This window comes from Mesorhizobium sp. M1163 (genome assembly GCF_040318415.1).
Lineage (GTDB): Bacteria > Pseudomonadota > Alphaproteobacteria > Rhizobiales > Rhizobiaceae > Mesorhizobium.
This window is the reverse complement of sequence record NZ_JAMYMF010000021.1, coordinates 99,202-125,876: the sequence shown is the minus strand read 5'-3', so window position 1 is coordinate 125,876 and position 26,675 is coordinate 99,202. Positions and strand designations below refer to the sequence as shown.

The window sequence follows — 26,675 nt, the reverse complement described above, 5'->3', positions numbered from 1 at the left end:
CGCCGAGCCCGACGTGCTTGCCTACATGACTTTCCCCAAGGAGCACCGCGCCAAGCTGCACTCGACCAACCCGATCGAGCGCCTCGACGGCGAGATCAAGCGGCGCACCGAGGTCATCGGCATCTTCCCAAATGATGACGCCATCGTCCGCCTGGTTGGCGCGATCTTGCTCGAACAGAACGACGAATGGGCCGTGCAGCGCGCCAGATACATGACGCTGGAAACCATCAGCCAAATGAGCGATGATCCGCTCATCAGCCTGCCAGCCGTGGCACGCTGAGCAGCCCGGCCCCCATGCCGGAGAGCGCGGCGACCAAGCCGTCAGCTACACCACTCCCTGGGACACGATCCTGAGACAATCAGCACCTCAACCCTGGTTGATCTTTCCGGTACGTTTGAAATCGGTTTAGTTTTGACGGGGCGCCAGATCACGGGGCAGCGTTTCTTTCGCGGCTTTTGCTGACTCTAGCAGCGCCGGACGTCCCAGCGCCAGTAGGCGTTATTAATCCGATGAGTCGGTGGATAGAAACAGCCGGCGCCAAGGAGCCGGGCCGAGATGAAATCCCTGAATTCATCGCGCCAGGCGTGGGTTGGATCAAGCTCTAATCGTGGATCTGGCTGCCCGGCGGCGTCGCAATAGCCGACATGACAGAGTGATTGATGCCACAGAGGGGCGGAGATCCCCACTTGCCTATCCACCCGGCCAACGGTTGGCTCGACAATCCGAAAGCCGCCGTACGCTGGTCGCGCTGTGTTCCATGCTGGCGAAAGGAGGAAGCGCATTGTCAGGTCCTCCAATTCCTCGGCGACTTCCGGCGCCGCCCAGCAACTAGCGGTAACGCCGATCTGAGACGGCCAGGAACGGCGTTTGCGGCCCGTAAAGGCGACCGAAGTACCGGGGCGGCGCTATCACCGGCCGGCACACTGATGTTGGCGAGCGTCCGCCGATAAACGGTCCTGTCGGCCGCTGCGGTGAACCTCGCCCTGCTGGCGGCGTGGACCAAAGCACGGGCAGAAAGGGGCCGACAGGGCGGCTACTTGTAATCTATGGCTCCAGCGGTAGGAGTCGAACCTACAAGCCTTTCGGCGTCGCATTAACAGTGCGATGCGTCTACCAATTTCGCCACGCTGAAACATAGAATAGATAGACAAATCCAACCTCTCCTTGGCCTGCCGAAGGGCCGAACCCCCGACGATCGATTGTCCAAGAACCTGCCCCCAATATTTGATGCAGAGTGGCAGCTCCTTTTTTTCGACACTTCAAGCCGCGGCCTGTCTCATGTGAGTAGCAATGGTCCCTAGCACCCGCTTGGCACCGCGCAGCTTTGCCTCTATGCGGCGCTCTGGACTGTCTCTGCCTATTGCGATCCACTTCATAGGATGCTCCGCATTAGCCAGGCGGGACTTGTGCCCGGCGGAGCCTGCCAGAAAATCGTAGCCGCACTCCCCGCGTCCGATGCTGTCCTCAATAGCCAGCACATGGCTGATAAGCCCGGGTTTGAGCCGGCCATCGCGCTCAAACAGAAAGCCGCTTTGATAGTTGAGAACACGGCCGTCATGCACGAAATTGTACAAGACCCCAATTGTCTGGTCCCCGGCCAACGTCCGTGAGATGCGAACGGTCCCCAAGGGAACTCCGCGCGCAATGAGTTCCTCGTGAAACCGACGGAAGCTCGGATTGGCAAAGGATCCTTTGTGTCCCCACCGCGCCTGATGAAGCTCGGCGAGCAAATCAAACGCGACGAGCGCCTCCGATGTCGCTTCCACGGTCCGGAACTCAATGGGGCCGCGTTCCGCATATAGCCGCATGGCACGGCTTACCGCCTGGCGAGTATTGCGGCCCAATGTGGCGCGGTAATTTCCGCCTTTCTGGCGGACCTTCGCGAAGTCAATCCACCGTGCCGAATCTTCCGCTTTCACCTCGGTAAGGAGCCCAGCCCGGCCTGCGATGCGACAAGCGGCCAGCTCAAAGTCCGGATCAATTCCGGAGAGCACCAGCTGGTCAGAGTAGCGCAAGTGATGCGCTAAGGCCTCGAGGCATGCCACCCGAGTTGCATCGGCCAAGGATCGCTCCGCAAGAATATTGTTGTACTCGATGAACAGTCGATCGAAACGAACATCTCCGGTTTCATTGAGCAGCCAACGCGCCCGCGGATGCCGCCCGAAACTCCAGGTCCTCCGGCGGCAAATAATCGCCAACCCAACGATCCTGCTTGAAGTACGAGCGACTAGAACATGTGGTTGCGCGCTCCCCGGCAGATGCCGCAGCCAAGTTCCGATCCAGAGCCAGGACAGATAGAATGAGTGAGTTGCTCGCGCTTCGAGCTCCTTCCAAACGGTCTCCAGTCTCGCAATGTCCGGCAAAGCCTGCACGGTAACGTCAATGACCGTATCCTGGCGCATTGCTCGTTCTACTGAAGCCACACGATAGGGTTCCGCACCAATGGCTGAGACATCAAGAGGTCCTGACGTACAGCCATCTTCCTGATACTTTGCGCACTGCGGCGGGAATGTCAGGAGTATCCTCGCTGCGCGCTGCTGTTCGTCCATGAAGCACTCGGGTTTGTCCTATTTGGAGAAGTCTCCTATCGCCAGCGCGTGAAGTGAAGACCCTATTCCTGACTACTCACGGCGGGCTATAGTCTATGCCAATGTTCCGAACTCCTGGGCGGAGGCGGACATGTTCCTGATTATAAACGCGATCTAATGTTCCGGCCGCCGGAAGACGAATTGCCATGCCCAGGGCATAATACCCAGCTGGCTGTGAAACCGAGCGGCCCAGCGCAGGGCCTTGGGGATAGCCTCGGCCCGATAGTTGAAGTCCCGGGCCAGCACCGTCGAGAAGCCTGCAGCGGCGGCCGCTTTCTTCACATGCCGCATCGTGACGATGAAGAAATGGGCCTTCTCGAAGTCCCATCCCGTCGGTGTCAGCCTCCAGTAAAGCGGCTGAAGCTTGCGGGGCACGAAACCGAAGAACGGCAGGCGGCTGTGGGATTCGATCGGGAAATACGGATTGGGGATCTGCCCGACCAGGATCCCGCCTGGAGCCAACACCCGGTAGATCTCCCTCATGCTCGCGTTGTGCAGGGCCGGTTTGATGTGCTCGAACACGTTCGCCAGGGCTACGCAGTCAAAGCTTTTATTGCCGAAGGGCAGGGCGTGGGCGGCGCCCGGGAACATCTCCAGGCCGGCTTCGGACCGCGTCGGGCGGTCGAGATCCGGTTCGATGCCTTGCCAGCTCAGCGTGGTCGCGGCGGCGTAGCGGTCGGTCAGTTCCCCGTTCTGGCACCCGATGTCTAGCGCCTTGCCGGTGCAGAAGTGGACATGCTCGTCGATGAGGCGACTCAAGCCGTCGGCGAGATGGTGGTTTCGCGCTTCCCACTCTTCTTCCGATTGGAGCGCGCCCCGGCCGTGGAGGGCGTCCCCTTCCTGCTTCGTCCCGATGAGTTCATCCATTAAATCAATCCTTTTGCTAGGCATCAATTCGGACCGATCCTCTACTCCGCCACCACGCGGGAAGGCTCGACATCGTTGGGGTTGGATGCGGCCGGCAAACTCTCGCCTGTCGGCGACGAAGTCGGGACCGGTGAACCGGCCGGCTTGCTTGGCCCGTTTTCGCCCACGATGATGTTGACGAGGTCACCTGGCTGCAACAGGGTCATCCCGACGGACTCAATGCTGACCGGCCCGGCTGCCGATTGCCGCACGATTTGATAGGTTGCGCTGTTCGCGTCCTTAGCAAACTGGACGCGGGTCACCGGCAACGTGTACAGGACGCCTTCGCTGGTATTCAACTCGCGCACATTGGCCGCGATCTGGCTCTCCGTGGTCTCGATCTCGACCTCCAGATCGTTCCTGAGGTCGGCCCCGGTCCGCAACACCTCAGACTCCAGCGAAGCGAGGCGCTGGTTGGCGCTCGCGTATTGGTTGAGGGCGTCCTGCCGACGTTGTTCCGCATCGGACAACTCACTCTGGATCTGATCCATCACCGCCATGCTGAGAACTTTGCGGTCCACGAGCGTGCGCATGTTGTTGACGCGCTCCTGGCGCAGCTTGACGAGTTTGTCGAGCGACTCCATGCGCCCATAAGCGACAACATCATGCCTGGCCGCCTCCAGCGCACGCAGGTTCGCGCGCTCGCGATCCTTGTGCGCCGTGGCGACGGCCTTGCGCCGGTCGCTCTGCTCGTCGACGAGGTTAGCCGCTTCGGTCGCGCCGGCCAGTTCCAGCAGCTGGCGCGGGATAGTGGGTGCCGTACCGTCGCGCTCGGCCTTCAGCACCGCCGCGCGCGCGAGCAACTTCAACATGGCATCGATCGCCCCGCTCCGCTTCTGGGTCTCACGTACGGCTTCGATCTTCTGCCACGGCTCGCTCTCAGCCCGATCGAGTCCGCCGGCCAGCGCGATCGCATGCAGGATCGTCATGCCGGGCGCGTACTTGAACGAGCCCGGATTCTTGACCGGCCCCAGCACGTAAATGGGCGGGCGCTCCAGCGGCAGGATGTTGACCAGCCCCTTGTGGCCCAGCAGTTGATTGAAGGTTTCCGCCAGGTCGGCCTGCACCTGTTGCGTTGACCGGTTGGCGACCGGAATGGAGCCAAGCAAGGGCACGGAAATCGTGCCGTCCTCTTGGACAATATATTCGCCGCTCAGTTCCGGACGCTGCAGGATGCCGTGGAAGGCCGAGGACGCGGCCCCCCACTTGTCTTCCTCGACGTCGACGCGCTCGTAGAATGCGACCTTGAGGCGGTCGCCGACGCCAAACAGGGCTCCGGTTGGCATGCCTGGCGCCTTGCTGAGGGTTTTGGGGCGCTCGGCACTCGTGGGGACGGCAGGGACGACGCTCGGTTCGACCGAGGCCGCAGCCGATGCATCCGGTCCCGTCCTGAGGGTTTTGGGGAGCTCGGTACTAGTGGGGGGGACCGTAGGGACGGCGCTCCGTTCGACCGAGGCTATAGCCGACGCATCCGGTCTCGACACGATCGCGCGGGAGGGTTCGGCCGTGGCTCGGACCGGATGTTCTTGCCAGCTATCGATAGCAGCAGACACCTTCTGCACCACGGCTCCGGAGACATCCTCGACCTTTTGCACCACGGCTTCGGAGGCATGCTCGACCTTCTGCATCACGGCGCCGGAAGCATCCTCGACCTTGTGCACCACGGCTTCGGAGGCATCCTCGACCTTCTGCATCACGGGTCCGGAGACATCCTTGACCTTCTCCATCACGGCTTCGGAGGCATCCTCGACCTTCTGCATCACGGGTCCGGAGACATCCTTGACCTTCTGTACCACGGCTCTGGAAACCTCCATGGCCCTCCCGTTTCTGACCGCGCCCCCTCCCAGGGCGGCGACCCCGCACAGCCCGAAGACAAGCAGGAGGGCCTTCAATCCCCTGCGGGGGGCCGCCTGTGACGGGGAAGGGACGGGTTCGGAATTGCATTCTGTATCCATGGCCATGACGCGTGGCTTTCATTTTCAATGGTCGCCATCCCGTCCCGAACTGGTCGAGCACGGGTCGACGAGCAAGGCTCTGCCTTATCGTGACCCTTCACCGCCAGCCGCACAACTATCCCTTTGTGGGCACTCCTTCCGGATAAACCACCGCCTTGTGCGAACTCGTAGATGATCAGATTGCTGCGCTGCAGGAGAACTTCTTTGATGGTAACCGAACAAAGCGATCGACCGCAACGAGAGCCGGAAAGGTTGGTTTCACCGACGCAACCTCTCGAACCGCCTGCGGCCCCAACATGCATTCGCGGGATGGCTGGGCCGTTTCCAACTTCATCATCCAGGCCCTGGAGAACGAGTCGATCACGATCTCCGGCTCCGATCATTTCTGCTACGTCGATGACCTGATCGACGGCTTGACTTCGCCTGATGAATGAAGAGGCGACCTCGACGAAGCCGTCAACCTTGGCAATCCTATTGAGGTAGCAATAGCAGAACTGGCCCGCCTCACTCATTTCTCTCGCCGGATCTCACCAGGCTCGAATTCCGGCTCCTGCCAAAGGACTTCCCCGGCAGTGCTGCCCCGATATGGGCCGCCCCAGGGGCCGCGCCAGGCAACTCCTCTATTGCTCACCGCAGGTGCAACGCAAGGAGCGGCTCGGCAGACCATCGCCCATTTCGATGCCCGGAAGGCATCCGTGCTTCCGTGCTGTTGTGGGCGCTGCGCCGCGTCGCCCTGGTCCACACCCAGTCGCCACTGCCAGCTGTGGCGCGTTGCTCCTCAAGCTGCTGAGGCTCGGGCGCTGCTCAGGATCAGCGCGCGCCGCGTCAAGATCGCCTTCGCCTTGGCTTGCGGCGTCATCCCAAAATGGCGGCTGGTCGCGGCGCTCCCCCTAGGCCCGCGATTCTCCCGCTGATACGCGGCGCCGCCCCGCGCCAGGCCGGCGGCCCCACCCAGGCCCCACGGGAGACCAAGCCCGGCAACTCTCGCGGCCCCCGTAGCCGGCGCCACGATGGTGCTGGCCCGCCCGGAGCGGCTGAAAGCCAGGGCTCGCATCCCTCACCAAGGCCTCAGGCTTGAGAATCCGGGGTAGCCCTCGACGAATCTACCCTACGCCTAAAGAGGGTGTTCTTGTCCAGGGTTATCCTAGCGTAAGGTCACATGGTCAAAGAAAAACTATGCGTGGAGCGCCTTGCGAGACGCGCGTACCTTTTGTCGCGCCAGGGGAGGCTACGATGACAACGAAATCCTTGATGACGACAAAATCTTTTATAACAGTGCTTGTCAGTCCAAGCGAGTTACTCCGCGAGGGCCTTGTTCTAATTCTGGATGCAGCAAAGTTTCGCATTCTTTTCTCTGCGGCTTGTGTTCACGACCTTCTGCAGAAGCCGCTACCCAAGCACCGGTCCATCTTGCTCATCATGGATGTCGACGGTACTCATGCGGATGCTGGATTTGCACAAATTGCAGAGTTTAAAGCGATGTATCCGACCAGCCATGTCGTTGCGCTAGCCGATCACTGTCGTCCGAACGATATAGTTTCAGCCCTTCGTGCGGGGGCTGACTCGTATTTGACAAAAGTTGCCGCTCACGACACCTTCATCAAAGCTCTCGAATTGGTTATGCTAGGGCAGACGGTCCTACCTGCAGAAACTTCGACGTTTATTCAGGACATAAGACATGGTCTCAAATATGATGCGGTACATGAGTTTACAAATGTGTCTGTTACAATGGAGAACGCTGAGCGAGAACCATCAATGTTGTCAACTCGGGAAAATTGTATTATACGTTGCTTGATCGCTGGGGAGTCTAACAAGACAATCGCACGCAAGATTAACATCGCCGAAGCGACGGTGAAGGTACACGTGAAGGCCATCCTTCGAAAGATTCGGGTCGGCAACCGTACCCAGGCTGCAGTTTGGGCGATGAACCATGGTATGCTCACTTCCGCTCCTGGCAATGGCCCGTCAGGGACCGAAAAGACCGCATCTCAGCCTTCTCCCCATCCGCAAGAGCTACTCGAAGCACAAAAGGAGTACCTCCTTCTCAAGAACACTCATCCGATGTGACCGCCTCCGCGTCTTCGGGCTGGTGACCTGTACGCTCAATTATGCTGTCGCACGAAGGAGACCCCGGTCGACCGATGCGACGAACTCCCAGTACATTAGATCCCGATGCTGAAAACCGCAATTTTGAGATGGTCTCAGGTCCCCGCAACCACACCTTTCTACGATGCACTTTCCAAGCTACGCCCTGATACGAGGTTCCGCGATCAAGAACGCGTAGGTTCAAATCACCCCCGGCGATGGTAGCGTAAGGAGGGTGCAGTAGAGACGGGATCGCAATGGGCGCTGAGGTGGACCCCGCCAATGGGACCACGACCCGGCCTTTTGTGGTTGCCGTCGCGGATTTCGAAGACAGGGACTTCCACGCCCACAGCCGATCGATAAAGCAGTGGCTGACGGATGTAAGATCACGGGTTCATCCCGACGTGGTGTTAACCCAGGCCAGGTTCGACGCCCATCAGGACCAGCGGGAGGTCAACCAACTGACCTGGAACGTCTTCCGCGATCATCTGGTGCTCAATGCCGCCCCGAAATGGGACGGCGACCTTTGTCAGCCCAATGCCTATCGTGCCGCTCACGGCCGACGTGCTGGAACGCAAGATCGAGCTCCTCGACAAGCACTTCGGAACGCAGCGCTCCAAGGACTGGTTCGACCGCCAGACACTCGCTGGGCTTCCGAGGTTGCGCTGGATGGAATGCCGGGCACCCGAGCATTTCGCCGAGGCTTCACGCTCCGGAAGGCCAAAATTCTTTAGCAGTTTGCACACATTCTCTCGCAAAAAACGTGCGGGGCGACCATCGAAAAATGGAGTGGGCCTTGAACTCATCGGGCGATCTGCTAACTATTCGTCTGCGGCGGTCCGGCAAAAAGACATCTACAAGGAAAGATAGTACAGAACTAGCCAATCATGCCGACCGTTTTTACTATCCATTTTGAAGTTGAGGGATTCATCAAAGTGGGCAAGACAAAAATTGCTCCTGGATTTTCGTTCAAGAAAGCCCGGATCGGAACGGTCGAGGGCGGAGAATCCGGGGTTCTGGTGTGGAAATGGGACCAACTGGTCGCGGTCCTTACTCAGATCGACGAGGAAGCCTACTCCACGAAAGGCAAATGGTTCCTCGAAAACAGGTTTCGGGCTGCTGAGCGGGCAGCACAAGAATTTCGATAGGATCGAAGAAGCCATAAGATGGGTGGCCAGACACACTTTCCCTGACACTGCAGATGGATCAGCGGCAGGAAGTTAACCCGAATCGCGGTCAGCTTCCGAGCTGACGGAAGTCGCGCATTTCCCTTTTCAAGCGGTCGTCCTCCAGGCCAGTTTCCTGCCGGCGGGAATCTTCTTGGCTTTGCGTGCCGCCCTGTGCGGGTCCCGGCGAAGCCCTTCGGCGACACCTAGACCCGTTTGTCAGACGGCCGTCACCTTATTGGTCCGCAACCGAAGTGAGGTCGTGCTCATCACCGCCAGTCACCGTCGGCGGCCGCTATCATCTTCATGGCAGCCGCCTCGTCGCGGGTGTAGCTGACGACGAGAGCGGGATGAGCACTCCACGCCTGAATGTCCTGCAGGAACAGGGGACGGTATGTCTACGCCGGCTTGCCGTCGGGTCGAGCGCCGAGAGCTTCTGCGGCCGCATGCGGACCACTGCCTCTGACACTGCCCCCTTGGAACAGCTTTCCAGAGGACTGCAGAACAAGATCATCGCGACGATACCGGGCGCTTCGGAGCACCCCGCCAAAATCCCCTACAGCATATTATCAGAAAGCTCACGGCAACGAACCCACCGGGGCGGGGGGCCGCTGGATCTCGGGCGGCTCCCGGATGCCATTCACTGCAACGGAGATCTCCCGACTTTCACTAAGACGGCCCGCCGGGATTCACCCGAGGCTGGCCGTCTTATTGCTTGGGATACGCTTCGGCAAGAGTTCCTTCCGCGAAGAGATCGTTGACTTTGTAGGCGACTTCCGTGCGGTTGGTCGCCTTCAGCTTCTTCATGATATTTCGGATGTGGACCTTCACGGTGCTTTCGCGCAGGTTCAGTTCGTAGGCGATGATCTTGTTCGCCTTTCCGCGCCGGAGCGCTTGGGCGACCTCGGCCTGCCTGAGCGTGAACATGCCTGTCAAAGGCTGCGTGTCGCGGCTGCCCGAACCTATCAGGTGGCGCATGCAAAGGACACTGCTCGCCGGGACGAAGATGCCTCCCGCTGCCGCAAGGTTGATAGCCTCGACACAGACATCGATTTCGACCGAGGTCGGAATGTAGCCGCGTGCGCCGCATTCGAGAGCGGTCAGTATGTGTGCAAGGTCTTCGGTGTCGGCCAGGATAACCACAGGGACTGATTTGAATTCGGACGAAATATGCCTAATCTCGTCTGCGATGCCATAATCGGTGACCTTCCGGCCGCCAAGGTTGAAGAGTATGGCTGCAAGGGGGGGTGCCGAGCCCTTCTTCACGCGCCATTCATCGATCGAACCCATGGCGGCGATCTCCATGCCGAGTTCGTGGTCCGCGAGAGCCGATGCGAGACACTCGCGGCCTAGAGCCCTTCCGTCCAGGATGAGGAGGCATCCCCTGCCTCCTTGGCCGTGGAGACTTTCCGTTCCGCTGGACAGCACTCCTGACCGATTGGCCGTGTGTTTACGCCGTCCTGCTGTGGAACCCATGTCAATCCCCAATCTTTTCGCACAAGCCGGGTTGCGGCTGCCAAAACACCCCTCATTCTTCGCAATCTGAAAGCTTGAATACGCTGCCCTGTGTTTGAATGCGCTTGTGATCGAACACCCAGCCCTTGTGAAAGCGTGAGGCTCACCCAACAATCTTCAGCAGTTCTTCGCCCCTAGCCGAGAACAGCTTGTGCAGCCTATCGTCTATTTATAAGCGTTCTCTAACATAAGTTAATTTTTAGAAAATTTCGCGTCGACGGTCGCCTGAGGCATGTGTTGAGACCGCGTCACCCCGCCTTGAAGCTCCCGCGAGTTCGATCGTGACGCGCGGGTCCGGTCAGGTTCAATCTCTTTGGCCATGTGCCAACCGTTGGAATGATTCCCGACCGCTTAAGGAATGCCAAGGAGTGGGATAGCTCTGCGAGGTTGACTAACCGGGTAGGCGATGATGCCATTCTCAGGATGGGACCGCTCAGCCAAACCCCAAGCCCAGCAGCCATTCGAGGGAGGATCGTAGTTCCTCGTGATTGTGGACGAGAAATCCTGAAGGTGGATATTGGCATGACCAGGGCGCAGTTCGTGGCATCCGTGGCCAAGCGCTTTAGGTCCAAGAACACCTGGCTGTATCTGCCGCAGTTTATGGGCAGCTTACACGCATTTCGGCAGCACGTTCTCCTCATGCGATAGGCCATGGTGCCGTCGGTCATGATAATCGGGCCTTTGCGGCTGCCCTCGTCAAGATAGATTGCGGGCCCGCCAGGTAAGCCGCGCACTAAGCATCGTCTGGCACTGCTCAAGCGACGGCGCACTGTCGTCTTCCAGCAGAAATTTTGCTGATGGCCTACGCGCTGGCGCCCAGCACCGCAGGCGGCGACGCGAAAGTTCGCGAGACGGTTGAACCCGAGCTAGAGGGAATAACCTTTACCTGAGGTACTCGCTGTCGAATCCGGCTGTCTTGACCAGCTTCTTGCGGTTGATCACCTCTACATGGCCTGCCTTGAAAGCGACGAGATCGGCCTTGCGGAGTTCCCTCAACGTCCGATTGAGGTGAACGGTGGTCATTCCGAGGATGTCGGCCAATTCGTGCTGGGTAAGGGGACACTCATATCTTCCATGGGCCGACAGGCCAACGATCGAGAGCCTCTCCTCCAACTCGAGCAGGAAATGGGCGGTGCGGCTCATCGCGTTCCGCCGCCCGGCATTCATGAGATGTTCGGCAAGGATGGCGTTCAGGCGGGCTAGGGAGCAGGCGATGGTCTTCCCAAGGCGGCCTTCCGACAAGATGGCCTCTATCAGTTTCTTGCTGGAAATTTCATAAACAGCTAGTTCGGTTATGGACGCCAGGGACGCTAAACGGGGTCCGTCCACGGAACGGAAACCGACAATGTCCCCCCGCAGAGGAGTGTCGATGATCTGGCGTTCTCCGTCCAGTAGTCCGCGGTAAAGGAGGGCCCAACCCGATCTTACGATGAATATCCCATCGTTGTTGTCATCCTGGCGGGATATCACCGAATGGGGTTTGTAAATTCTTGCGGTAACACCGAGAAAATCGTTGTTACCCCAATCGTCCTTCGAGAATGTCCCCCCTACGGGATGCGAGTGTATGAACTGCAACAGTGTTTGCATGTTGCTTCAATTTCCGCACAACCTACGATAATTTCTCCCGCACGAGTTTGACAGAAGGACCACCCACGGTAGAGGCAGCATGGCCTACTGTCCTCGTCTGTTCGAATGAGGTAGACTGCGTTTAGATCAAGGGGTTGCAGCATCAGGCGGTCAAGTCTTCCGGCTTCGGCGAGACGATCTACGCCCCTGCAGAAGTGTGGTGAGATCATTGCTCAGCAGCAGCTAGCCTGCACGAAGCAAGGGCGGAGCCTATCCAGACTCGCATCTTTACGAGCACTTCGGGCTCGTACGTCTGACCCGACTTGGACGTGGCGTGTCGTAGGTGAAGGCGTGAGTACTTGTCCGAGAGCCGGATGCGGGAGATCTGCAGGTCCGGTTCGATGAGCGGGGTGTGGAAACGGAGCCAAGGTTGAATCAATAAGGCAGGGCCAGACGAAGGGGCGGCAAACAGATATGTTCAACCTACCGCCATTGCGCCACACCTCGACTCTACCGTTTCTTCGCGTTCACCAAGGGCGAAGAAACGCGGAAGGCTGGCATCTGATTGACGGTCGGAAACGCGCGGTCGCGCCAGTTGTCGCACCTCATTAGACCGTTTCGAGACGGCTGAACCGAACCGGGATGAGTTTGCGAGTCTTCAGTTGCCCTGCCGCATCCTTGTCGATGACCGTCAGAAACTGTGCATTTTCAGATCCCAACGGCAGAACCAAGCGTCCTCCCGGCTTGAGTTGCTTCAGTAAAGCCGGCGGTGTCCGCTCAGCCGCCACCGTGACCAGGACCTTGTCGAATGGGGCGTGCTCAGGCCAGCCGCGCGACCCGTCTCCGACACGAATGCCGACATTGGAGAAGCCGAGACCCCGCAGGAGAGCCTCGGCATGGCTTGCGAATTCCTCGATGATTTCGACGCTCCAAACTTGCCCGGCAAGGTCCGCGAGGATTGCGGTTTGGTAGCCTAGGCCGGTGCCGATCTCGAGCACTACCTCGTGCGGTTGCGGCGCAAGGAGATCGGTCATGAGAGCAACGATGAAGGGCTGCGAGACGGTTTTATCAAAGCCGATCGGTAGCGGCATGTCTTGGTAGGCATAAGGTGCAACCGAGGCTGGCACGAAGAGATGCCGCGGCACTCGCCGCATCGCTGCCATCACCTGCTCATCGAGCGCCGCCTTGCCGAGTTCTTCGCTTGCAAGGTCGGTATGGATTGCAATCATCTCGACCATGTGCCTGCGTAGGACCGCGAGGTGCTCTTCGTTCATCGGCTTCATGACGGTGGGGCTTCCCTCAACCAGCTTGCTGCCAGAGAGCCTTATATCCTGTTCGTCACGGTAGCGCCCGCGATCATTTCCATTACGGGTGCCCAGGGCAAGCGTGGGTGACAGTCACAGTCTTGGCAGGCTATCGCCGGCGGCGACTCTTGAGATTCTGGGCGCGCCGCAAGGGTCGGATCGATCTGCGACTCAGACGATTATCCGCGCCGTCCGCCCGAGCGTGCGTTCCGCGTCATTGTAGTAGTTCGAGGCCTGCTGCACAGAGCGATGCTGCGACTGCTGCATGGCTTCGGGCAACGGAATGCCGCGGCGTGCGGTTTCGGTGAGATAACCGGAGCGCAGGCCGTGGGCGGAGAAGGCTTGCGGATCGAACCCGGCCTCGGCGATGCGGCGCTTCAGGATCAGATTGACGGCCTGCGGCGTCAGGGCGCGCGCTTCGAGATTGCCCCAGCGGTCGATGCCGCGAAACACGGCGCCTTCAGTGACGCCGGCGCGCTCGAGCCACGCTCGCAGCACCGTCACCGGCCGGCCGACGAGGAGCACGAAAGCGTCGCCATCGGCCTGTGTCGTCTTGGTCCGGCCGAGCCGGATTTTTAGGCAGGGAATTTTTTGCCCCTCTGAATCCTTGGGATCCGCGGGCACCGGCTCTTCTTCGATGAGCTGTTCGACGCGGAGGTCAGAAACCTCGCTGCGGCGGCGACCGCCCGAGGCGAAGGCGGTGATGAGCAGCGCGCGATCGCGCATGTCGACGAGGCGGTCGCCGGCGCAGGCCTTCAAGAGGGCGGTCAAAATGTCAGCGGTCACCGCTTTCTTGCTCTTGCAGTTCCGCGGCCGGGCGCCGGCGCGCACCGCCAGTCTGATGGCGCTCTGCAGCCCCGGCGCGTTGAAGTTTCCGACAAGTCCGCGCCATCTGGTCAAGGTGGACCAGCTCGACAGGCGCCGGCGCACGGTGGACGGCGCATGCGGTCTTTTTGTCACCCGTAACAGGCCCTGGGCTACCAGCGACGCCGCTATGTCAGCCGGCATGCCATGGGTCGGATCACTCTCGCGCCGGGAAGAATCCCACAGGTGGTGGGCGACGAATTTGATCAAAAGCGTTTCCGGCGCCGGCCAGGGCAGCGGAGAACCGGTGGCGGCAAAAGACCATGCCTCGAGATAGCCAAGGTCGGAGGCCAGCGCGCGGAGAGAGTTTGCGCCGATGCCTTCTTTGGCCAGGTGGCGCAGCGTTGCGACATCGTCGTCGGTCAGGATTTCGGCCAAAAGATCGCGCCGGTCGAAGGGCAGCACCGAATCCAATGCGTCGAGCGCCTCGGCGCGTCGAACACCATTGCCAGGTGGCCGAGCGACGAGGTCAGTTGCCATTGGCGAGCGGTCCGAAAATGCGGACTCCCTTGCCGCGCGCGGCAACGGCGAGCTTGCGATCGAGGGTCGCCAGCGGCAACTCGGTTTCGATGGCCAGCGCAAGGTAGGCGGCGTCATAGGCACTGAGACCGTGCGCGGCCGCTAGCGCCAGCACCGCGCCGTCCGACCCGCCGCCGGCGTCCTCCAGCGGCAATCGGCGCAGCCGTGCCATGGCGGTGGCCGCTTCGCCTGCGGCGATGCGGCTACGCCGCTCGGCCATCAGCACGACACTGCGCGCCTCGTGCCAGAACAGCGACGGCACCGGCGATCGCCCTGTCAGGCCGGCGACCAGGGTCTCGGCGACCGCGCTGTGCTCCTCCGGCAGCAGCCAGGCCGCGGCTATGGACGCGTCCAGGACGAGACGCATCAGTAACGGTGGCCTTCATGCTTCCAGGCCAGAATTTCCTCGGTGGTGACAGGTTTTGCGTGGGCCCGCGCGGCGCGGACCTCTTCGATCAAGGCGCCCAGATCCTGGTTTTGGGGAAGGCGGGACAGCTTGGCAATGGGATCGTTGCCGCGCGAAATGATCACCTCCTCACCGGCCTCGACCTTAGCGAGCAGTTCCGAAAGGTGGGTTTTGGCCTCGCCAATTTTCACCGTGATGGTCATTGTTTTGTCCTCGTAGGAGCTTGCTGTGCTGTAGCGCGCTATGCGACTCGCGTCGCGCTGAACCCAGCCATGCACGACAAACACGGTTCTGCACCACGATAGCGCCGATTCCGCAGATTGGTCAAGCCTTGGTCTGATCGCTATCGATAAGAGGTAATTATCGATAGTGAGAAGGCCGGAGAAAATCCCCTGCAAGTCAGCTTAGATGCCGGATAGCTTGACTATCGCTGAAGGCGCAGCGGTAGTCGGCAAGTCAATGGTTTCGCTTGCCAGTTCTACGACCGCCGCCTCGCTGCAGAGCCGACGATGCCCTTTGTTAGGTTCGTGCCCGACCAAGAGTAGGGCTTTCGGTCGCAGATGCTAAGGAGGCACTAGGTTTCCCTCTTCCTTGGCCGCTTCGAGAAACGCCCTGCGGACCACTTCGGGTTTCACCTGATCGATCATGGCATCCATGCAGAGCTGCACTGCGCTGTGCCACTTGGGGCCACGCTTGGTCCACTGCAACAGTTGCTCGGCGGCTCCCTCGACGTTGTTGCACTGATAAGCAATGCCAGGACGGGTGGTCCTTACGGAGACCGGCGGAGAGAACCAATGGAGCGACATTCGTACATAAGCGACGGCTTAACTAAGAGTTCCCTCAACCACGCCCGGTTCGAGCAAGGATCGGGTAAACCGGCTCGGGGCCTTACTCCTCCGGCCAGCCCTGTTGCGGAACCTATTCACTGGCCGCAAGGTTTGGGTGGAAGGTCAGGAGTATGCCATGAGTTCCAAAGCTGGGGATGGCCAGCTCGCTTTCATTGAGTTCCAGTCGCCCACGCTGGTCGAGAATGCGCCCGAGGGCGGCGAATGGCTTCACGAGATCAAATACGACGGCTACCGCACCGAGCTGATCATTGAGGGCGGTAAAGCGCGGGCCTTCACGCGTCGTGGCTACGACTGGTCGCATCGATACCGACGAATTGTTCAAACAGCGGCGGGTCTGCCGGTGAAGGCGGCGATCATCGACGGGGAGGCTGTCGTTCTCGGCGACAGCGGCCTGCCGGATTACCAAGCCTTGGAACGGGAGTTGGGCAATCCAGACTCGGCGAGGCTCATCTTCTACGCGTTCGACCTGCTGCACCTCAACGGGCGCGATCTACGACAGCAGCCGCTGGTGAGGCGCAAGGCAGCCCTAGAGAAGCTGCTTAAGAACTCAGCGCCGACACTGACCTATGCCGAGCATCTGGAGGTGAGCGGCACGGACGTGTTTGAACATGCCTGCCGAATGGGCTTGGAGGGGATTGTCTCCAAGCGCACCGATGCCACGTACCGCTCGGGCGTCCAGACGAGTTGGCTCAAAGTGAAGTGCATCAAGAGCGACACCTTCCCCATTGTCGCTTTCGTGGAAAAGCTCGGCGCTCACCCGCGCCGTATCGCATCGCTTTACATAGGCCGCCGCGAGGGCGACCGACTGCTCTATGCCGGCAAGGCTCGCAGCGGCTACACCTTGAGCGCTGCGCGACTGGTTCGAGAGCGGCTTGACCCGCTGATCATCAACAAATCACCTCTGTCAGAGCCGATCGTGAAACCGAAGGCGACATGGGTCAGACCGGACGTGCTGGCCGAGGTGCAATTCAGTGGCGTAACAGATCGCGGCGTGCTGCGTGAAGCCGTGTTCAAGGGTCTGCGAGAAGACCTCGTGGCGATCCCGGCCAAGCCTCCTGCGCCATCAAAGCGACGTGGGCCAGCCCGGGAATATGGCGTTCCCAGCGAGAACATCCTGCAACTGCTGCCCGAGGCGGTCTCGCCGTCCAAAGAAGAGCTTGCGCGCTATTGGCAGAGGGTTGCCGATCACGCACTCGTCCATCTCGGCCACCGACCGCTGAAGCTGGTCCGCCATGCTCTCGGCGCAACCTTTTACCACAAGGGCGCGCTGCCGAAGATCCCGCCAGCAGTGCATCAGTTGCGCGTTCAGAAGCGCGAGGGTGGCGAAGGTGTGCGCGTGTGGATGGACGACCTTGCCGGCCTGCTAGGGCTGGTCGAGATGGATGCTGTAGAGCTGCATCCTTGGAATGCCACCGTTGATGACATCGAGCATGCCGACCGCATCGTTCTGGACCTCGACCCGGGTGAGGGGGTCGAGTGGGATGAGGTCATCCGGACCGCGCTAGCGCTCCGCGACATCATGGGAGCAGAAGGCCTAGAGAGCTGGCCGAAGGTGACGGGCGGCAAGGGAATTCACCTGATGGCCCCACTTGCGACGAAGATCCCGCACGACAATGCCCGGCTCCTTGCCCGGTCGTTCGCCAAGCGCCTCGCTGAAGCTCATCCTGATCGCTATCTGCTCTCCGCCGCACCGGCAGCCCGAAAGGGCCGCATCTTCATTGATTACCTCCGCAATGGGCGCGGCAACACGGCGGTCGGCGCCTTCTCCCCACGAGCGCGACCTGGCTTCCCAATCGCTCATCCCGTGACCTGGAGCCAGGTTGAGGCAGCCATCCGTCCAGATGCCTTCACCATCGACCGTCCGTTCAGGGCGGCCGTCAGAAAGGCAGCGTGAGGATCAAGGGCAGGAAACGAAATTCCCGGCAGGGATTTTTGTCAGCAGTCGGCGAAGACGCCTAGCCGAACAATGGATCACTCAACTATTTGCCGCAGAGGTCGAGCTCTATCCAGGCGAGCGCATGATCACTCGGCTTTTGCCAACCTCGCAAATCAGCGTCCACGCCGGCATCACGTAACCTGTTCGAAAGTGATGGGCTCACGAGGAGATGATCCATCCGGAGGCCGGAACTCCGATCATAACCGCCCCGGTAGGAGAAGTTCCAATACGTGTAGATGCCTTTCTGTGGAGGGATGCGGCGGACGGCATCAATCCAGCCGTTACCCAGCATTTCGGCGTAGGCTTGCCGGCTCTCCGGAAAGGTGACTGCGTCCGCCTAGCCAACGTCTCGGCACCACGGTTGCCACGAACGAGCTTTTATCGGCCGCACGGCCGCAAGCCGCTCTCCCATCTGGTTTAGACATTGGTCATCCTCTCGGCTCTCCCTAACCGCCGAGCGTGGGAAAAGATTCACTTCGCCGGTCTCGAGCATCGGGGATCACTTCAGGCGCCATATTCCGCGGAGTCCGTCAGGCTGGTGAACTTTTAGGGCCGGCGCTGCGTTCCGTGCAGCGAACTCGGTTGATGCACAATGACGGAATCCAACGCTCGTCCCGCGCCGCAGAAAAAGGATGCACGTGGTGCCGAGGCCCGCTTTTCGTTCGATCGAATGGCGATCGAGCGGTTTCAGCAAACCTTTCCGCGTGCCAGATGGAGCGACGAGCGCAGCAGCTGGTTCGTACCCGGCAAGACGGCGGCCCGGCGGATCGACCGCTGGCTGGCGCAAGAGGCAGCGCTACGGGCGCCCCATGACGATAGCAAGGGACGCGATGCCTTCGCCTTCGACCCAATATCGAGCCAGTATCTGGAGATCGCGGACGACCTCCGCATTCGCACCTCCTATTCGAGGACCGTGCTTGAAGAATTGCGCGCTGTTCCGTGGGCGAGTTGGGACGATGAGTTGCGGGCTTGGAGAGTTCCGTTCCGCTCATATGAAGAGCTACGGCGCCGATGGCCAAGCATCGAAAAAGCTGCGCAGCATGCCGAACCGGAGGAGAGGAAACGGCGACGAGCAGCCGCCAGGAACACCGAAGCATATAAAGCCGCACAAAAGCGGGCTGCTGAACGCCGGCGCCATCGCTATCCGCTGCCAGCTCAAGATCTACCTACTCTGGGCCGCGCTGTCGCAACCGAGCAGTACGGGATTGTCGTCTTCACTGAAATTTCCGGTGAACTGGTTGAGCTATCCGACGTAGCCGCCTTCTACCCCCGCGCAATGCCTGCGAACGGCGACTTCGTTTGGGGCAGGTGGCGTTCGGCTACGCTGGCCGAACTTGTGAGCACATGGCCCGCTCGGCTATCCGCCGGGCCGACCGAACGCTTCAGAGGCTGGTGGAGGCCAACGCTCGCCGAACTTAGAGTTGCCCGTCGAAAAGCCCGCGGCAGTGAGCGTAGTAGGCGAAGTCGCGAGCGGTAGATGCGGCGCTCACATCCGGCGTTAAGGCGGCCGCAACACACGGATTCTTCGGTCGGGCGGAGCTTGGGCAGGTCTACTGCTGACTGATGGCGACCGCCTTGGGTCCAGCCTGTGTGGAAACGCATTGATTTGGTAAAGTGATTCCCAGATCAGAGAGGGGGGGCGGGTATCGCTTGGAAGTTAACCGCAAGAATTGTCATATCGCTTCTTAGCAGCGTGGAGAAAATGTTCGTCGCTGGATACCGCCCTTACAAGGCGGAAAAGGGCACCGCGGCGGAAATGACAAACCCGCCGAGCGCGAGGGGCGGCGGGCGGTCACGCGTCGCGCCAGGCTGGGCAGTGGCTTGGGGTATGCCTGGTGCAGCCCTGTTCCATGCCGGCGAAGCCGACTGACAGCGCGCCTGGTCAGGTGCCGGCCGCTGAAGGCGGCTCGAGCGTCGACGATGCGGAGACCCACACCCGTCCTTGAGGCCATGCAGCGTGCCAGTCTTAGCGACCCTCGGCCGGGCGTGCCGATCGGCGAGCTGATCGCCCGCCTGCCAGCCCGTCTCCGCGCCATGACACCTCCGAAAACAGGATCCTAACCGTCCTACAATATCCTCGGGGGTGTGGGGGCAGACAGCCAGGCAGACAGCCCCCACGGGGTAGCTCACCGCCCCAGCCGGCGCAGGAGCCGCCAGCTGAAGTAGAGCAGGGCCCACAGCACGGCCGAGGCCTGCCAGCTAACTGGTGAGCGTGACGGTCAGGCCGGCGAGCGTCAGCGCCGAGGCGCCGAGCACGGCGAGGAGGCCCCGGAACCCCTGCCGAACCGCGCCGACAGGCGCGTGAACCGGCCCATGTCCGCCGCGGATGTCCACAGCTTCAGAACATCCGCCGTGGCGCGGTAGCCTTGCGCCTTGGCGACGATGCCGAGGAGGTCGGCGGCGGCTGTGCGCAGGGTGGCCAACGGGGCAGGGCGCAGCACGCCCCCAAGCGTGGCGCAGGCGGCGGCGAGATCGCCGGCCGTGGCGAGAGTCACCGTGGCGCGCAGCGCCTCGCCATCGACGGCGTCGCCGGCGAGCCGCACCAATTCGCCACGCAGCGGCTTCGACAGCCGGCCGCCCTTGCTGGCGGCCTTGAGAACCGTGGCCCCGACGCGTGCCGGCGTGGTGGCGCCGAGGATGGTCACCGTGACGACCGCGATGGTGAGCCCGACGGCGGCGAGGCCGAGGATGACCGGGTCATAGGCAGCGCCGTCGACATAGGCGCAGCCTTCGTGGATCAGGTCGCGCACGTCGCCGATGCCGGATGCATCGGTGACCAGGGCGCCAGCCAGGCAGCGGGGATTGTCGCGTCGCCGGTGGCGGCGCCGCGCCAGGTATCCCTGGCGACCCGGCCGAGGTCGGTGGCCTGCGCCGCGCGATGCGGTCGCTCAGGCTGGCGGGCAGGGGGTGCAGCTGGTCGGCCAAGTCGTGCAGGCTGGCGGCGAGCTCGGGGGCGTCGTCGGTGAGCGCCTGGTCGACTGAGGGCCTCGAATACATGGGCTGATTCAACAAACCCGGCCTGGATTCGGTTCCATGGCCCGCGCGTCGAAGGATTGAACCGGAAGAGTCCGGCTGCGTTGTTGGGACTGGAACGGCAATCCTCGGAGGAAGAAATGGCAAGCACTGGAACAACACGTGGACGCAATCAGGACCGTGCCAGGGTCGCTGGTGGGCAGGATCATGAAATGAAGTACGAGGCGGGCAAAACCGGCGCCAGCAAAGCTGACGTCAAATCGGCAGTGAAGTCGCTCGGCAACAGTCGCAAGAAGGTCGAAGACGAGCTGGGCAAGAAGTGAACCTCGGCCGCACAGGATGCCGGCGAAGTTGGCGATACCAAGAGCTGGGGGTTCAGCGCAACGGGATAGGCCACGCCCCCCTGCGCGCCGGTTGCCGCCAGTATCTCATGAGGGGGCATGCACATGACCCGCATCGCCACCTTCAATGTGAACGGCGTCAACGGCCGGCTGCCTGTGCTCCTGAAGTGGTTGGGCGAAACCGACTACGACATCATTTGCCTGCAGGAATTGAAGACGTCGGACGACAAGTTCCCTGTCGATGCGATCAGAGAGGCGGGTTACGGCGCCATCTGGCACGGCCAGAAATCCTATAACGGTGTGGCAATCCTCGCTCGCCGAATCGAGCCGGTGGAACGTCGACGCGGCCTACCGGGCGATCCAGACGATACCCACAGCCGCTATATCGAGGCCGAGGTAGATGGGATAGTCGTAGGCTGCCTCTACCTGCCCAATGGCAATCCAGCGCCTGGCCCAAAGTTCGACTACAAGCTGCGCTGGTTCGATCGTCTCATCAGCTACGGCCAGCATTTGCTCGACGACGGGGCACCAAGCGTTCTCTGCGGCGACTATAATGTTGTTCCAACCCCAATCGACGCCGTGGTGCCGAGGCGATGGCTGGGCGATGCGGTCTATTTCCCGGGGAGCCGGCAGGCCTATGCCAAAATGCTCAAAGGTGGCTGGATCGATGCCGTCCGGCGCATCCATCCGGAGAAGGGCATCTACACCTATTGGAATTTCTCCTACCGGGGCGGCTTCGATCGGAGTTCCGGCCTGCGCATGGACCATCTCCTGGTGAGCCCCTCTCTTTCCGACCGGCTGCGTAATGCCGGCGTGGATGTCGAGCTTCGCGGGTGGGAGAAGCCAAGCGACCATGCGCCGGCCTGGATCGAACTCAATTGAACCACGAGGAACACGGATGGTCGAACCGGATTATCCCGAAATGAACGAGTCAATCGACAATATCTCTCTCTACGCGGCCGGCGGCTACAGCTTTGCGGTTGAGACGCCCCAAGAAGGCCGGACGCAGAACGCCCACGATGCTGAGACCAGAATGTTGCGAGCCAAGAAACTGCTCACTTTGGGTTTCGCGTTGCCTTTTTCGTTCGGCTTCTCGGTTCGACGCAAGCTGACGAAGGTGATCCAATGAAAAATGTCGCTGCTTACGGATCCCAATCTTCCGATGGGCTCACTGCTGCGGTGCCGCGTCCTCGGAGGAATCGCGGCGGATGTGTCCAGCGGGGAACCGCCAAACGCAACAACCGCCTACTGGCGGCACCGCTCCTGCTGCACCAGGATCATCCACCATATGAGTTCGCCTACATGCCACTGAACAAGCTCAAGAATATCGAGGACTACTTCGTCGGCTGCCAAGTCGCCGAAGGCAAGGAAGCGAAGATCGTGGGTCATCAGGACAAGTCCGAGGCGCAGAGCATTGTCAGGGAGGCGGTCGGGCGTTGACGAAATTGGACCAAGCCCTGCGGTTTGGACCGCTTCGTGAGCGCTGGGTTCACCTCTGCGTCGACATGCAACGGATGTTTGCCGAGGCGACTGAATGGCACACGCCGTGGATGGAGCGTGTATTGCCCAATGTCGTCGCCCTCGTCGAACTTGATCCGGCGCGGACGATCTTCACCCGGTTTATTCCCCCTCAATCTCCCGACGACGCAGTCGGCGCCTGGCGGCGGTACTATCACAAGTGGGGGACGATGACCCGCGATCGGCTCGATCCTCAGCTGATTGATCTTGTTCCGGAACTGGCGCGGTTCGTGCCGCCCGCTTTGCTGGAGGACAAACCCGTCATGTCCGCTTGGCACGGGTCACTGCATGCTCGCCTGCGGTCTGCGGGCATTGATTCACTCATCGTGTCAGGCGCGGAGACGGAGGTTTGCGTGCTCGCCACTGTGATGGGGGCGATCGATCTCGGCTACCGGGTGGTCATCGTGGCTGATGCGGTATGTTCCGGAGCTGACTCGACCCACGATGCCATGCTCGCGATCTATGAGAGCCGCTACGGCATGCAGGTCGAGACGGTGACCACCGCCGACCTCCTGGCCGCGCGGCTGGACGGAATGTTGTGACATCAGGAGCACCACTGCGCATGACGGAACAGGAAATGATCATCGACGGGTTGGGCGTCACTCCGAGTTTCGATGGCGCGCTGGAAGCGCGCCGGCGCGTGGACTTTCTCGTCACCTATCTTCGTGCATCGGGCCTCAGTGCGTATGTGCTGGGGATCAGCGGCGGAGTGGATTCACTCGCCGCGGCCCTTCTGGCTCAACGGGCCGTCGAGGAACTGCGAAAGGCGGGATACGAGGCAAGATTCGTGGCGGTTCGTCTCCCGTACGGCACTCAGGCGGACGAGAAGGACGCCCAGCGAGCTTTGGACACCATAGGAGCGGATGAAGTGCACCGGGTCGACATCAAGCCGGCTGCCGACGCGATGCTGGATTCGATCAAGCTGGCCAGTGTCGAGCTCGGCGATGCCGGCCGCGAGGATTTCTTGCTTGGCAACATTAAGGCGCGTCAGCGCATGATCGCCCAGTTCGCGCTCGCCGGCGCCACCCGAGGGCTGGTCATCGGCACCGACCATGCGGCTGAGGCATTGATGGGCTTCTTCACCAAGTTCGGCGATGGTGCCGCCGACATTCTTCCGCTTTCCGGGTTGAACAAGCGCAGGGTTCGCGCTTTGGCAGCGCATCTGGGCGCTCCGTGTGAACTTGTTGACAAGATCCCGACCGCCGATCTGGAGAACCTCGTTCCGCTTCGGCCGGACGAAGATGCATATGGTGTCTCGTACGATCAGATCGACGACTTCCTCGAAGGCCGAGAGATCGACGAAGCGGCGCGCACGCGCATACTTCATGTGCATTCCAGCACAGCGCATAAGCGAGCGCTTCCGGTCACAGCCATTGCCATGACTAATTCGCCATTGCCGCATCGCCAATAACTGCCTCACGATACACGGCCGACGTGCTCGCCGCAGCCACCGCGAAGCCGAGCCAGAGCCATTCCACGCGAGAATGGTAGGGCCTGCGCGAGGCTCAAAACGTCCCCCTTCGCCCGCGCCCAAACTGCCCGACGGCTAGCCGGCATCATCGAAAACAATGAGATGTAGGCGCGACTGCAGAGTGCATTATTTAATCGATTGACTCGCGGAATGCACCGGCAGTTAATTTCCCCGGTAGGGCAAAAGAGGGGCCACGAACTGGGAGCAAACGATGACTGTGCAAAAAGAAGAGGACTATCGAACCAACAGAGCCGACTATGCCATTGCTGCGACGCATAGCCGAGCGACCGCTGAAGGCGATCGCCACGATTTACTGGCAAGAAGAAAGTCGCTGTGGGTAAAAGATCGGCGATCTGCAAAATTGGCTGCAAACCCGTCGGAAAGCTCGCCAGAGCCGAAGGCCAAACCGCGCGGTTATTGAATCAACGCCAGTCACTTCGTCCTGCTATCGTCAAGCGCGCCCCTGCGGGGGGCGGCGCTTTGCAGTGCATAGCGGCCGAAATGGAAATCGGCGGATCGGGTCTCATTACGATCGTGCTGCGCGAGTGGCTGGAAACTAACGCCTAGCTGCCAAGGCGGGAGATCGACGAAAACGAATGGGGACGCGTAGACGCGTCTTCCGCGATCGCGGAATTACCTGAAACGCCAAGCTCGCTACTATTCACGTGGCGGACCCCAACCCGCCAGGCCGGCGCCGCCAAGCGTTCTTACCCCACGCCCCCAGAGGCGCCGGCCGCCTTCAGAAGGAAGGCAGCCGAGTTTGCGGGTTTCTGACACTGCATCGCCGGTCATGTCAGCAGCGTGTACTCTTCATTCAGAAGAGGAAGCTTACGGCAAGTGCCACCACTCTCCGCGATTGGCTCACAGCATCCTGACACTTGCGGGTTCGGTCAGATCAGGCATGGCGCTTGAAGGGTCCGGCAACCTGTTGGCGTCTGGTCCAATCAACCAATGCGAGCCATAAGGCCGTTGGCAACCGCGACCTATAGCGTGCTCACTGGCGATGTGTTCTGTGGATGGCTCCCGTTGAAAGAGGCAATTCGTTGTTCTGGCGCATTGGTTGGGTGCCTGTTCATGCAGCCATTTGAAGCTGCTGGCCCTGATGGGGTCGGCGACGCTGCTGCTAGCCGCAACGTGCACACCGCGATCCATGACGCGCTTCGCCTATGCGCGATACTTTGTAGCGAAGCACAGGTTTGTCGAAAGGAGCGAAGTCCTTTTGCCATTTCAAGAAGCGGGAATTGCCGGAAATGCGAGTGGGCGTATAGCTACGATGCTGACCATGCCTCACCCCCTTGAAAGCCCGGGAGAGGGCCGGCAGCGGGTGGTCGCCTTTAAGGTGGCCTAAGTGTTTGATCCCGAGCTTTGATGGTGCATTCTTTTCTTCCGAATCGAAGGAGGCACTATGGGCCAGGTTCTTCACGGCAGCGCCACGACGACAGAGGCAGTCCGTCGAGCAATCAAAATAGTCAAGAGAGCCTGAGAGCGCTGGCGAAGCGCTACGGGATCAACCAGAAGACGGTCATCAAGTGGAAGGGGCGGACGTCGGTCGCCGATGTGCCGACGGGGCCGAGGAACCCCTCCTCGACGGTGCTTACGATCGAGGAAGAGGCAATGATCGTCGCCTTCCGGCGGCACACCTTGCTGCCGCTCGATGATTGCCTCTACGCACTGCAGCCAACGATTCCGACCCTGACGCGTTCATCCCTGCATCGCTGCCTGCAGCGACATGGGATCAGTCGCCTGCCGGAAGTCGAAGGCGACAAGCCGGCCAAGATCAAGTTCAAGACCTATCCGATCGGCTATTTCCACGTCGACATCGCCGAGGTGCAGACGGCCGAAGGCAAGCTGTACCTCTTCGTGGCCATCGATCGGACCAGCAAGTTCGCCTATGTCGAGCTGCACAAGCGGGCCACAAAAATGATCGCGGCCGAGTTCCTGCGCCATCTCACCCCGGCGGTTCCCTACAAAATCCACACGATCCTCACCGACAACGGTATCCAGTTCAAAAACCGTGAGCAGGACCGCACCGCCATGGAGCACATCTTCGGGCGCACCTGCCGGGACAGCGGCATCGAGCATCGCACGACCAAGGTGAAGCATCCCTGGACCAACGGACAGGTCGAAAGGATGAACCGAACCATCAAGGAAGCCACCGTCAGACGCTTCCACTAGGACAGTCACCAGCAGCTCGAAGCCCATCTCGCAGACTTCGTCAGCGCCTACAACTTCGGACGCAGGCTAAAGACCCTGAAGGGACTCACACCATACGAATTCATCTGCAAAATCTGGACAAAAGAGCCAAAACGATTCAGGCTCGATCCTCTCCATCAAATGCCGGGACTAAACCCTTAGGTCACCGGCGGGCGGAGCTTGCGTTTTTCTTTCGGAAGGGAAAGTCTCGCGCGAAATGAAGGCGGGAGATTTGGGATGCGCAGTCGGGTGATATTCTCTTTGGCAATTCTGGTTCTGTCCGCAGTTCCGGCAGGAAGCAGCCTCTTTGACAAGAGCACATGCATGCAAGGTGCGAGCAGAATCGCGCGCGATTTAGCTGACCATTTCAATGGCGTCAGCGAGCGCTTGGCCGCCTGTGTCAACTACATTAACGACAGAGAGGTCGAGAACCATAATAGTCAGCAGGAATTGCTCCGCGAGTTGGCGCAGCAGATTGCAGCGTTGGAGATTAGAGTCAGCGAACTTGAACAGCGCTAGT

The 26,675-nt window shown here is 60.7% G+C and carries 27 protein-coding genes, 1 tRNA gene and 1 pseudogene; 17 read left to right on the top strand and 12 right to left on the bottom strand.

Features of this window, described 5'->3' with window-relative positions; genetic code table 11:
- Nucleotides 1-280: transposase (locus NKH43_RS20520; RefSeq protein WP_352859590.1), on the top strand; the 280-nt coding region annotated here is incomplete at its 5' end.
- Nucleotides 281-1,048: 768 nt separating this feature from the next.
- Here NKH43_RS20520 and NKH43_RS20515 read toward each other — a convergent pair.
- The 4 genes from NKH43_RS20515 to NKH43_RS20500 all read right to left on the bottom strand — a co-directional run bounded on the left by NKH43_RS20515 (nucleotide 1,049) and on the right by NKH43_RS20500 (nucleotide 5,309).
- Nucleotides 1,049-1,133 (bottom strand) — tRNA-Asn (locus NKH43_RS20515).
- A gap of 127 nt (nucleotides 1,134-1,260) precedes the next feature.
- On the bottom strand, nucleotides 1,261-2,550 hold the full coding sequence (locus NKH43_RS20510) for a GNAT family N-acetyltransferase (RefSeq protein ID WP_352859589.1): 1,290 nt from the start codon (nucleotides 2,548-2,550) through the stop codon (nucleotides 1,261-1,263).
- Between the two features lie 153 nt (nucleotides 2,551-2,703).
- A complete protein-coding gene (locus NKH43_RS20505; protein ID WP_352496229.1) occupies nucleotides 2,704-3,456 on the bottom strand; it encodes a class I SAM-dependent methyltransferase in 753 nt (250 codons plus the stop codon).
- Between the two features lie 41 nt (nucleotides 3,457-3,497).
- Nucleotides 3,498-5,309: a polysaccharide biosynthesis/export family protein gene (locus tag NKH43_RS20500; RefSeq protein ID WP_352859588.1), complete on the bottom strand. Its 1,812-nt coding sequence runs from the start codon at nucleotides 5,307-5,309 to the stop codon at nucleotides 3,498-3,500.
- A gap of 296 nt (nucleotides 5,310-5,605) precedes the next feature.
- Between NKH43_RS20500 and NKH43_RS20495 the strand changes: the two genes are divergently transcribed.
- From NKH43_RS20495 to NKH43_RS20480, 4 genes are all read left to right on the top strand, one after another.
- Nucleotides 5,606-5,884 (top strand): hypothetical protein, encoded by a 279-nt coding sequence (locus NKH43_RS20495; protein ID WP_352859586.1) that lies wholly within the window; start codon nucleotides 5,606-5,608, stop codon nucleotides 5,882-5,884.
- 799 nt (nucleotides 5,885-6,683) lie between these two features.
- On the top strand, nucleotides 6,684-7,517 hold the full coding sequence (locus tag NKH43_RS20490) for a LuxR C-terminal-related transcriptional regulator (protein ID WP_352496226.1): 834 nt from the start codon (nucleotides 6,684-6,686) through the stop codon (nucleotides 7,515-7,517).
- Nucleotides 7,518-8,072: 555 nt separating this feature from the next.
- Nucleotides 8,073-8,405 carry a hypothetical protein gene (locus NKH43_RS35355; protein WP_502897876.1) on the top strand — a complete coding sequence of 111 codons (333 nt, stop codon included), beginning with the start codon at nucleotides 8,073-8,075 and terminating at the stop codon, nucleotides 8,403-8,405.
- 17 nt (nucleotides 8,406-8,422) lie between these two features.
- The gene (locus tag NKH43_RS20480; protein ID WP_352859585.1) at nucleotides 8,423-8,683 is read left to right on the top strand and encodes a hypothetical protein; all 261 of its coding nucleotides are present in this window, start codon (nucleotides 8,423-8,425) and stop codon (nucleotides 8,681-8,683) included.
- Between the two features lie 726 nt (nucleotides 8,684-9,409).
- On the opposite strand, the gene NKH43_RS20475 is transcribed toward NKH43_RS20480, so the two are convergent.
- From NKH43_RS20475 to NKH43_RS20445, 7 genes are all read right to left on the bottom strand, one after another.
- Complete coding sequence (locus NKH43_RS20475; RefSeq protein ID WP_352496224.1) at nucleotides 9,410-10,177, bottom strand: LuxR C-terminal-related transcriptional regulator; 768 nt, start codon at nucleotides 10,175-10,177, stop codon at nucleotides 9,410-9,412.
- Nucleotides 10,178-11,098: 921 nt separating this feature from the next.
- Nucleotides 11,099-11,803, bottom strand: a complete 705-nt coding sequence (locus NKH43_RS20470) for a Crp/Fnr family transcriptional regulator (protein WP_352859584.1) — start codon at nucleotides 11,801-11,803, stop codon at nucleotides 11,099-11,101.
- Between the two features lie 587 nt (nucleotides 11,804-12,390).
- A complete protein-coding gene (locus NKH43_RS20465) occupies nucleotides 12,391-13,065 on the bottom strand; it encodes a protein-L-isoaspartate(D-aspartate) O-methyltransferase (protein WP_352859583.1) in 675 nt (224 codons plus the stop codon).
- Between the two features lie 192 nt (nucleotides 13,066-13,257).
- Nucleotides 13,258-14,430 carry a tyrosine-type recombinase/integrase gene (locus NKH43_RS20460; protein ID WP_352859581.1) on the bottom strand — a complete coding sequence of 391 codons (1,173 nt, stop codon included), beginning with the start codon at nucleotides 14,428-14,430 and terminating at the stop codon, nucleotides 13,258-13,260.
- The gene (locus NKH43_RS20455; protein WP_352548630.1) at nucleotides 14,420-14,836 is read right to left on the bottom strand and encodes a type II toxin-antitoxin system VapC family toxin; all 417 of its coding nucleotides are present in this window, start codon (nucleotides 14,834-14,836) and stop codon (nucleotides 14,420-14,422) included. Before NKH43_RS20455 ends, NKH43_RS20460 begins: the two co-directional genes overlap by 11 nt.
- Nucleotides 14,836-15,078 carry a type II toxin-antitoxin system Phd/YefM family antitoxin gene (locus NKH43_RS20450; protein WP_031195006.1) on the bottom strand — a complete coding sequence of 81 codons (243 nt, stop codon included), beginning with the start codon at nucleotides 15,076-15,078 and terminating at the stop codon, nucleotides 14,836-14,838. The genes NKH43_RS20455 and NKH43_RS20450 overlap by 1 nt, the downstream gene beginning before the upstream one ends.
- 360 nt (nucleotides 15,079-15,438) lie before the next feature.
- Nucleotides 15,439-15,681, bottom strand: a complete 243-nt coding sequence (locus tag NKH43_RS20445) for a DUF982 domain-containing protein (RefSeq protein WP_352484268.1) — start codon at nucleotides 15,679-15,681, stop codon at nucleotides 15,439-15,441.
- Between the two features lie 157 nt (nucleotides 15,682-15,838).
- On the opposite strand from NKH43_RS20445, the gene ligD reads away from it, so the two are divergent.
- The 3 genes from ligD (at nucleotide 15,839) to NKH43_RS20430 (ending at nucleotide 19,529) form a co-directional block, all read left to right on the top strand.
- On the top strand, nucleotides 15,839-17,617 hold the full coding sequence (gene ligD, locus NKH43_RS20440; RefSeq protein WP_352859597.1) for a DNA ligase D: 1,779 nt from the start codon (nucleotides 15,839-15,841) through the stop codon (nucleotides 17,615-17,617).
- A 634-nt stretch (nucleotides 17,618-18,251) separates the two neighbouring features.
- Complete coding sequence (locus NKH43_RS35350) at nucleotides 18,252-19,136, top strand: hypothetical protein (RefSeq protein ID WP_352548626.1); 885 nt, start codon at nucleotides 18,252-18,254, stop codon at nucleotides 19,134-19,136.
- A 225-nt stretch (nucleotides 19,137-19,361) separates the two neighbouring features.
- Nucleotides 19,362-19,529, top strand: a complete 168-nt coding sequence (locus NKH43_RS20430; protein WP_352859578.1) for a hypothetical protein — start codon at nucleotides 19,362-19,364, stop codon at nucleotides 19,527-19,529.
- A 364-nt stretch (nucleotides 19,530-19,893) separates the two neighbouring features.
- On the opposite strand, the gene NKH43_RS20425 is transcribed toward NKH43_RS20430, so the two are convergent.
- Nucleotides 19,894-20,409 (bottom strand): hypothetical protein, encoded by a 516-nt coding sequence (locus NKH43_RS20425; protein WP_352859576.1) that lies wholly within the window; start codon nucleotides 20,407-20,409, stop codon nucleotides 19,894-19,896.
- Between the two features lie 363 nt (nucleotides 20,410-20,772).
- Here NKH43_RS20425 and NKH43_RS20420 point away from each other — a divergent pair, with 363 nt between their 5' ends.
- The 9 genes and pseudogenes from NKH43_RS20420 (at nucleotide 20,773) to cutA (ending at nucleotide 26,674) form a co-directional block, all read left to right on the top strand.
- Complete coding sequence (locus NKH43_RS20420; RefSeq protein ID WP_031195005.1) at nucleotides 20,773-20,955, top strand: DUF3606 domain-containing protein; 183 nt, start codon at nucleotides 20,773-20,775, stop codon at nucleotides 20,953-20,955.
- 123 nt (nucleotides 20,956-21,078) lie between these two features.
- Nucleotides 21,079-21,855: an exodeoxyribonuclease III gene (xth, locus tag NKH43_RS20415; RefSeq protein ID WP_352548623.1), complete on the top strand. Its 777-nt coding sequence runs from the start codon at nucleotides 21,079-21,081 to the stop codon at nucleotides 21,853-21,855.
- 16 nt (nucleotides 21,856-21,871) lie between these two features.
- Nucleotides 21,872-22,102 carry a hypothetical protein gene (locus NKH43_RS20410; RefSeq protein ID WP_023722182.1) on the top strand — a complete coding sequence of 77 codons (231 nt, stop codon included), beginning with the start codon at nucleotides 21,872-21,874 and terminating at the stop codon, nucleotides 22,100-22,102.
- Nucleotides 22,099-22,413 (top strand): hypothetical protein, encoded by a 315-nt coding sequence (locus NKH43_RS20405; protein ID WP_352859574.1) that lies wholly within the window; start codon nucleotides 22,099-22,101, stop codon nucleotides 22,411-22,413. Before NKH43_RS20410 ends, NKH43_RS20405 begins: the two co-directional genes overlap by 4 nt.
- Complete coding sequence (locus NKH43_RS20400; protein WP_023722180.1) at nucleotides 22,410-23,033, top strand: cysteine hydrolase family protein; 624 nt, start codon at nucleotides 22,410-22,412, stop codon at nucleotides 23,031-23,033. The genes NKH43_RS20405 and NKH43_RS20400 overlap by 4 nt, the downstream gene beginning before the upstream one ends.
- 20 nt (nucleotides 23,034-23,053) lie before the next feature.
- Nucleotides 23,054-23,902, top strand: a complete 849-nt coding sequence (nadE, locus tag NKH43_RS20395) for an NAD(+) synthase (protein WP_352859573.1) — start codon at nucleotides 23,054-23,056, stop codon at nucleotides 23,900-23,902.
- A gap of 271 nt (nucleotides 23,903-24,173) precedes the next feature.
- Complete coding sequence (locus NKH43_RS20390; RefSeq protein WP_084643038.1) at nucleotides 24,174-24,383, top strand: hypothetical protein; 210 nt, start codon at nucleotides 24,174-24,176, stop codon at nucleotides 24,381-24,383.
- 984 nt (nucleotides 24,384-25,367) lie between these two features.
- Nucleotides 25,368-26,317: pseudogene (locus NKH43_RS20385) on the top strand (IS481 family transposase).
- Nucleotides 26,318-26,392: 75 nt separating this feature from the next.
- On the top strand, nucleotides 26,393-26,674 hold the full coding sequence (gene cutA, locus NKH43_RS20380) for a divalent-cation tolerance protein CutA (protein WP_023722176.1): 282 nt from the start codon (nucleotides 26,393-26,395) through the stop codon (nucleotides 26,672-26,674).
- Nucleotide 26,675 lies beyond the last annotated feature (1 nt).

Bases quoted from the DNA above. Each gene is read 5' to 3' on its own strand.
- NKH43_RS20510 (WP_352859589.1), bottom strand. From the start codon at position 2,550: ATGGACGAACAGCAGCGCGCAGCGAGGATACTCCTGACATTCCCGCCG.
- NKH43_RS20505 (WP_352496229.1), bottom strand. From the start codon at position 3,456: ATGGATGAACTCATCGGGACGAAGCAGGAAGGGGACGCCCTCCACGGC.
- NKH43_RS20500 (WP_352859588.1), bottom strand. From the start codon at position 5,309: ATGGAGGTTTCCAGAGCCGTGGTACAGAAGGTCAAGGATGTCTCCGGA.
- NKH43_RS20490 (WP_352496226.1), top strand. From the start codon at position 6,684: ATGACAACGAAATCCTTGATGACGACAAAATCTTTTATAACAGTGCTT.
- NKH43_RS35355 (WP_502897876.1), top strand. From the start codon at position 8,073: ATGCCTATCGTGCCGCTCACGGCCGACGTGCTGGAACGCAAGATCGAG.
- NKH43_RS20480 (WP_352859585.1), top strand. From the start codon at position 8,423: ATGCCGACCGTTTTTACTATCCATTTTGAAGTTGAGGGATTCATCAAA.
- NKH43_RS20475 (WP_352496224.1), bottom strand. From the start codon at position 10,177: ATGGGTTCCACAGCAGGACGGCGTAAACACACGGCCAATCGGTCAGGA.
- NKH43_RS20470 (WP_352859584.1), bottom strand. From the start codon at position 11,803: ATGCAAACACTGTTGCAGTTCATACACTCGCATCCCGTAGGGGGGACA.
- NKH43_RS20465 (WP_352859583.1), bottom strand. From the start codon at position 13,065: ATGAAGCCGATGAACGAAGAGCACCTCGCGGTCCTACGCAGGCACATG.
- NKH43_RS20460 (WP_352859581.1), bottom strand. From the start codon at position 14,430: ATGGCAACTGACCTCGTCGCTCGGCCACCTGGCAATGGTGTTCGACGC.
- NKH43_RS20455 (WP_352548630.1), bottom strand. From the start codon at position 14,836: ATGCGTCTCGTCCTGGACGCGTCCATAGCCGCGGCCTGGCTGCTGCCG.
- NKH43_RS20450 (WP_031195006.1), bottom strand. From the start codon at position 15,078: ATGACCATCACGGTGAAAATTGGCGAGGCCAAAACCCACCTTTCGGAA.
- NKH43_RS20445 (WP_352484268.1), bottom strand. From the start codon at position 15,681: ATGTCGCTCCATTGGTTCTCTCCGCCGGTCTCCGTAAGGACCACCCGT.
- ligD (WP_352859597.1), top strand. From the start codon at position 15,839: ATGAGTTCCAAAGCTGGGGATGGCCAGCTCGCTTTCATTGAGTTCCAG.
- NKH43_RS35350 (WP_352548626.1), top strand. From the start codon at position 18,252: ATGACGGAATCCAACGCTCGTCCCGCGCCGCAGAAAAAGGATGCACGT.
- NKH43_RS20430 (WP_352859578.1), top strand. From the start codon at position 19,362: ATGTTCGTCGCTGGATACCGCCCTTACAAGGCGGAAAAGGGCACCGCG.
- NKH43_RS20420 (WP_031195005.1), top strand. From the start codon at position 20,773: ATGGCAAGCACTGGAACAACACGTGGACGCAATCAGGACCGTGCCAGG.
- xth (WP_352548623.1), top strand. From the start codon at position 21,079: ATGACCCGCATCGCCACCTTCAATGTGAACGGCGTCAACGGCCGGCTG.
- NKH43_RS20410 (WP_023722182.1), top strand. From the start codon at position 21,872: ATGGTCGAACCGGATTATCCCGAAATGAACGAGTCAATCGACAATATC.
- NKH43_RS20405 (WP_352859574.1), top strand. From the start codon at position 22,099: ATGAAAAATGTCGCTGCTTACGGATCCCAATCTTCCGATGGGCTCACT.
- nadE (WP_352859573.1), top strand. From the start codon at position 23,054: ATGACGGAACAGGAAATGATCATCGACGGGTTGGGCGTCACTCCGAGT.
- NKH43_RS20390 (WP_084643038.1), top strand. From the start codon at position 24,174: ATGACTGTGCAAAAAGAAGAGGACTATCGAACCAACAGAGCCGACTAT.
- cutA (WP_023722176.1), top strand. From the start codon at position 26,393: ATGCGCAGTCGGGTGATATTCTCTTTGGCAATTCTGGTTCTGTCCGCA.